The sequence below is a fragment of the Streptomyces bobili genome, from assembly GCF_002154575.1.
Classification (GTDB): domain Bacteria; phylum Actinomycetota; class Actinomycetes; order Streptomycetales; family Streptomycetaceae; genus Streptomyces; species Streptomyces bobili.
In genome coordinates this window covers 1-5,031 of sequence record NZ_MUBA01000598.1, presented here as the reverse complement: position 1 = coordinate 5,031, position 5,031 = coordinate 1, and the positions used below count along the sequence as shown (strand labels likewise).

Annotated in this window: 5 protein-coding genes and 1 pseudogene; 3 read left to right on the top strand and 3 right to left on the bottom strand. The window is 71.9% G+C overall.

Going from position 1 to position 5,031, the window contains the following annotated elements; genetic code table 11:
* Positions 1-139, bottom strand: a pseudogene (locus BZL64_RS41600) (ABC transporter permease); the annotation flags it as partial.
* Between the two features lie 100 nt (positions 140-239).
* On the opposite strand from BZL64_RS41600, the gene BZL64_RS34580 reads away from it, so the two are divergent.
* Entirely contained in the window at positions 240-1,109 is an 870-nt protein-coding gene (locus BZL64_RS34580; RefSeq protein WP_086773032.1) for an ABC transporter permease, read from the top strand.
* A gap of 33 nt (positions 1,110-1,142) precedes the next feature.
* Here the strand turns inward: BZL64_RS34580 and BZL64_RS34575 are convergent, their stop codons facing one another.
* Positions 1,143-1,475, bottom strand: coding sequence for an ATP/GTP-binding protein (locus BZL64_RS34575; protein WP_086773031.1), 333 nt, complete (start codon positions 1,473-1,475; stop codon positions 1,143-1,145).
* Positions 1,476-1,697: 222 nt separating this feature from the next.
* Between BZL64_RS34575 and BZL64_RS34570 the strand changes: the two genes are divergently transcribed.
* Complete coding sequence (locus BZL64_RS34570) at positions 1,698-2,726, top strand: LLM class flavin-dependent oxidoreductase (protein WP_086773030.1); 1,029 nt, start codon at positions 1,698-1,700, stop codon at positions 2,724-2,726.
* Between the two features lie 70 nt (positions 2,727-2,796).
* Here the strand turns inward: BZL64_RS34570 and BZL64_RS34565 are convergent, their stop codons facing one another.
* Positions 2,797-3,189, bottom strand: coding sequence for an SCO5389 family protein (locus BZL64_RS34565; protein ID WP_086773029.1), 393 nt, complete (start codon positions 3,187-3,189; stop codon positions 2,797-2,799).
* A 308-nt stretch (positions 3,190-3,497) separates the two neighbouring features.
* Here BZL64_RS34565 and nucS point away from each other — a divergent pair, with 308 nt between their 5' ends.
* Positions 3,498-4,169 (top strand): endonuclease NucS, encoded by a 672-nt coding sequence (nucS, locus tag BZL64_RS34560; protein ID WP_167396243.1) that lies wholly within the window; start codon positions 3,498-3,500, stop codon positions 4,167-4,169.
* Positions 4,170-5,031: the final 862 nt, after the last annotated feature.

Here is a 5,031-nt window from a genome sequence, read left to right as displayed (position 1 = left end):
CCACGAAGGCGACCAGGAAGAACACGACGGCCTTCGCGGCCAGCACACGGCCGCGGGACGGGCAGGCCACCATCGTGGTCCGGATCATGCCGGTGCCGTACTCCGAGGCGGTCGTCATCACGCCGAGCGTGATGACGCACCGCACAGCCCCCCGCGGCTCCGGCCGCCGCTCCGCAGGCGTCGGAGCGGCCCGCCGTCGCGCCGCAGGCTTCCGCCCCGACCACGACCGAGGACGCCCGATGAGCACGCCCCAGAACCCGGCCCCGCAGGCCGCGCCCGCCTGGCAGGCGGCGCCCGGCCCCTCGTACCCCGGCTACACCTCGCCGATCCCCGTCGTGCGGACGCATCTGGGGAACGCCGTCGCCTCGGAATGGACGAAGATCCGGTCGGTGCGCTCCACGATGTGGACGCTGGGCGTGTTCGTCCTGCTCGTCGTCGGCATCGGGCTGCTGACCGCGGCGGTCGTCGCCGCGAACCCCACGGAGGGCGGCACGGACGGCGAGAACCCGCTGGCGTTCGGCTTCTTCGGGCTGCTCCTGGGCAGCATCTGCGTCATCACGCTCGGCGTGATGACGACCGCCTCGGAGTACGGCACCGGCATGATCCGGACCACGATGGTGGCCTGCCCGTCCCGCGGCCGTGTGCTGGCCGCGAAGGCCGTCGTGTTCTTCCTGGTCGCCTTCGTGGTGACGCTGGTGTCGTGCCTGTTCGTCGCGCTGGTGGACGTGGCGCTGCTGACGGACGCCAGGGACCCCTCCACCGGCGAATGGCTGAAGGGCACCGTCGGTGTGTCCCTCTACATCGCGCTGCTCGGGCTGCTGTCGCTGGCGATGGGCTCGATCATCCGGCACTCGGCGGGTGCCATCACCATCATGATCGGCCTCGTCCTGGCGCCGCTGGTGATCGCGCTGTTCATGTTCTCGTCGTCGCTGGAGGACCTGCGCGAGGCCCTGTTCGAGTACTCGATCCCGAACCAGATGAGCGTGTTCTACTCCACCTCGCTGACGGAGACCGGCCCGGCCGGCTGGGACCCGCTGTGGATCGCCCTGGGCGTCACGGCCGTTGCCCTCGGTGGCGCCTTCGCCCTGCTGGAGAAGCGGGACGTCTGAGCCGACCGGACCGGCCCTGGTCGTCCGGAACTCCTAGAACTTCGGCGCGTTACGGGACCGCCGCACCCCCGGGGTGCGGCGGTCTCGCGCGTTCCAGCACGCCTTGTGCCAGTGCCGGCGGTCGTCGACCCCCGCGTGCTCGGGCCAGGCGACGATGTGCGGCATCCCGCCGGGGATCAGCTGGTCGCAGCCGGGACAGCGGTACGTCTTGCCCTCGGCGCTCGCGCCCGCCACGTGCCGCACGCTCCACTCCTCGCCGGCCCAGCTGACGCCGGACTGCCAGCCGCCGTAGCGTCTCGCGCGGTCGTCCTCGGCGCTCCGGCCGGACGAGTCGTCACCCTTGGGTCGGTTGCGACGCGGGGACAAGGGACACCTCACGGGGCTATACAGGGTGCAGGGTTGCCGACCAGCCTACGCGGAGCGGGCGGGGGTACCCGTGGCGGTCAGGCCCCCGTAGGGCGCCGCACGGACGGCCCATTCTCCAGACAATCCGCAAATCTCCTCGCCGAGCCGTGTCCTCGGCACGTGTCGGACGGTTATGCCGGGTGGGGGAGCTCCGTGTCGGAGCCAAGGAAGCAGGAAAGTCCCATGCGTGTTGGAAGTTTCGTGTTGGCGGCCCAGTTCCCGGGGCAGGGCCAGGGGGAGGCGCTGCACCGCGCCGTCCGCTCCGCCGAGGTCGCCGAGGAGTCGGGTCTGGACTCGGTCTGGCTGGCCGAGCACCACTTCGTGCCGTACGGCACCTGCCCGTCCGCGATCACCCTGGCGGCCCTGCTGCTGGGCCGCACCCGGCGCATCCGGGTGGGTACGGCGGTGAGCGTGCTGCCCACCGTGCACCCCGTCGCCCTCGGCGAGCAGGCCGCGCTGCTGCATCTGACGAGCGGCGGACGCTTCTCGCTGGGCGTGGGGCGCGGCGGCCCCTGGGTCGACCTGGAGGTGTTCGGCTCGGGCGTGGAGGCGTACGAGTCGGGGTTCCCGGAATCACTCGATCTGCTGGTGCGCTGGCTGCGCGAACCGTCCGTGGGGGCGGACGGCGAGCGTTTCCGGTTCCGCCAGGTCCCCGTCGTACCGCGGCCCTCGGAGGCACTCACGGACGCGGCGGGCCCGGAGGTCGTCGTGGCGTGCACCTCCCCGGCGAGTGTGCGGCTGGCCGCCGAGCGGGGCCTGCCGATGCTGCTCGGCATGCACATCGGCGACGAGGAGAAGGCCGAGATGGTCGCCCGGTGGCGGCAGCAGGCGCGCGCGGCCGGGCGGTCCCCGGAGGAGATCCGGGGCGCCGGCCATGTCTCGGCGGGCGTCTGCCAGATCGCGGACCGCCGCACCGACGCCGTGGAGACACTGGTGAAGGCGATGCCGGGCTGGCTGAAGCAGGGTCTCGACGCCCATGTGACGGTGGACGGCCGGGCCCGCGGCATGCGGGACCCGGTGGCGTACACCGAACTCCTCTGCGGGCTGCACCCGGTGGGTACTCCCCGGTTGTGCGCCGACCGCCTCGCAGCGACCAGCGAGCGGACCGGCATCTCGCGTTTCGCCCTGCTCGTCGAGGGCTCCGGCGACCTGGCGGCCACGGAGGAGAACGTACGGCGGCTGGGCTCGGAGGTCCTCCCCCACCTCCGGTGAGCGGCCCGCTGCCGGGCGACTTGCCGCTCCCGTAGCCGATGGCACGCGTCAGGAGCGGCAAGCGAGAGCCTCAGCAGTCCCGGAACTCCGGGGACTGGTTGAGCACCTGGCTGCGGACCGACGTGAAGCGGGACAGCGACTCGTCGACCGATGTGTCCAACGGGAACACCGCCACCCGGTGGCAGTTCTGGAAGGCCAGCCGGACACCGAAGTGCCGCTGCAGGGCGCCGCGTATCGCGTCACTCGCCAGTGCCCGCAGCAACTGCCCGCGTGCCTGCTCGTCCGGCGGGGGCGTCTGGTTGTCGGCGAACTTGCCGCCGTCCACCTTCAGCTGAGCCACCAGGGAACTGATCATCTCCCATGCGTAAGGCAGGGAGGTCCGGACGCAGTCGACGAATTCTGCTTCGTCGACCTCGCCTCGCTCGGCCTGTTCGAGTAGGGCCGGTGAGACGTCGAGCGACATGGGTACTCCTCTCGCACCCCCGAGGCGCAGGGGTTGCCGGACAGGACGGGGGAGTTCGCCATGCACAGACACCGAGCACGCTGAGTACACGCACCGCGACCTCCCGTTCTCTACGGTAGGCAACGGACCGTGACGGCACCAGGAGAATGGGCACATAGGGAGCCGTGATGGGGCGCAGTATCGGCCACTTTCGAACGCGTGTTTTCCAGGTGAAATGGTGCGACTTCTCGGACCCCTGGGAAGGATGGTGAGGGGAGACAGGTGGGCGAATCGCGTGGCACCCGGGGCGTCGAGTAGCGTTGCCGACCATGCGTCTCGTCATCGCCCGGTGTTCCGTGGACTACGCGGGCCGGCTCACCGCCCACCTCCCCTCCGCCCCCCGTCTGATCCTGGTGAAGGCGGACGGCAGCGTCTCGATCCACGCGGACGACCGGGCCTACAAGCCCCTCAACTGGATGTCGCCGCCCTGCACGCTGAAGGAGGGCACGGACGCCGAGGCCGGCGTCTGGACCGTCGTCAACAAAGCGGGCGAGAAGCTGATCATCACGATGGAGGAGATCCTCCACGACTCGTCGCACGAACTCGGCGTCGACCCCGGCCTGATCAAGGACGGCGTGGAAGCACACCTCCAGGAACTCCTCGCGGACCGCATCGAGATCCTCGGCGACGGCTACACCCTGATCCGCCGCGAGTACATGACGGCCATCGGACCGGTCGACATCCTCTGCCGCGACGCCGAGGGCCAGACCGTCGCGGTCGAGATCAAGCGGCGCGGCGAGATCGACGGTGTCGAGCAACTCACGCGCTACCTGGAGCTGTTGAACCGCGATCCCCATCTGGCGCCGGTGCGGGGCGTCTTCGCCGCCCAGGAGATCAAGCCGCAGGCCCGCGTCCTGGCCACCGACCGCGGCATCGGCTGCCAGGTCCTCGACTACAACGCCATGCGCGGCATCGAGGACGACAAGCTGCGGCTGTTCTGAGACGGACGGACAAAGAGGGGCGGGTCCTTCGGGGGACCCGCCCCTTTCGTTCGTCCTGGGTCACATCAGCGGGTCCGCGTCGGAGGATCCGGAACCGCTCGGAGCGGCCGAGCTGTCGGGAGCGGAGGAGATCGAGTTGCTCGCCGAGCTGGAGGTGTCCTGGCTCGGGGGGCCGGCCGGGCCCGTGGTGGTCGCGCTCGCGGACGGCGAGGCGCTGTCGCTCGGCGACGCGGACGCGGACCCCGACGGCGTCGTGGAGGGGCGGGGGCTGTTGCTGGCGGACGGGGAGCCGGTCGGCGTGGGCGAGGTGCTGCCGCTTCCGGTCCCGTGCGAGCTGCTCGCATCCGGCGACGGCTCCGCCGACTCCGTCGGTGTCGGCGACGGAGCGTCCGACNNCCCACGGTGTCGGAGGGGGCGTTCGGGTCGGCGCCGGAGGTGGCGCCGAGGGTCACGACGGTACCGAGGACGGCGACGAGCAGGGCGCCCGCGCCGGCCGCGACGAGGTTGCGCCGGGCCAGGCCGCGCAGGCCGCCCCGGCCGCGGTGGGCCGGAGGCGTGGCGGCGGGCCGACCGGTGACGAGGGTGGGCCCGGCGGGTGGCGCCGACGGGAGCGCCGCCACGATGCCGCNNCGGCCGGCGGTGGTGCCCCGCTTGTCGGCGAGGGAGCCGCGCAGGCCGATGGAGGCCTCCAGCTCGGAGCGGGCCCGGTCGAGCTGTCCGGTACAGAGGGCGAGGACGCCGAGTTCGTGGTGGAAGTAGGCCCGGTCGGCGGACTCCCCGGCGAGGCGAGCCGCTTCGGCGCCCTCGTGCAGGGCCTGTTCCCAGGCGCTCCAGCGGAGTCCGGCGGCGAAGGCGGGCGCCG

Coding starts and splice junctions, on each gene's coding strand:
- nucS (WP_167396243.1), top strand. CDS start 3,498: ATGCGTCTCGTCATCGCCCGGTGTTCCGTGGACTACGCGGGCCGGCTC.
- BZL64_RS34570 (WP_086773030.1), top strand. CDS start 1,698: ATGCGTGTTGGAAGTTTCGTGTTGGCGGCCCAGTTCCCGGGGCAGGGC.
- BZL64_RS34565 (WP_086773029.1), bottom strand. CDS start 3,189: ATGTCGCTCGACGTCTCACCGGCCCTACTCGAACAGGCCGAGCGAGGC.
- BZL64_RS34580 (WP_086773032.1), top strand. CDS start 240: ATGAGCACGCCCCAGAACCCGGCCCCGCAGGCCGCGCCCGCCTGGCAG.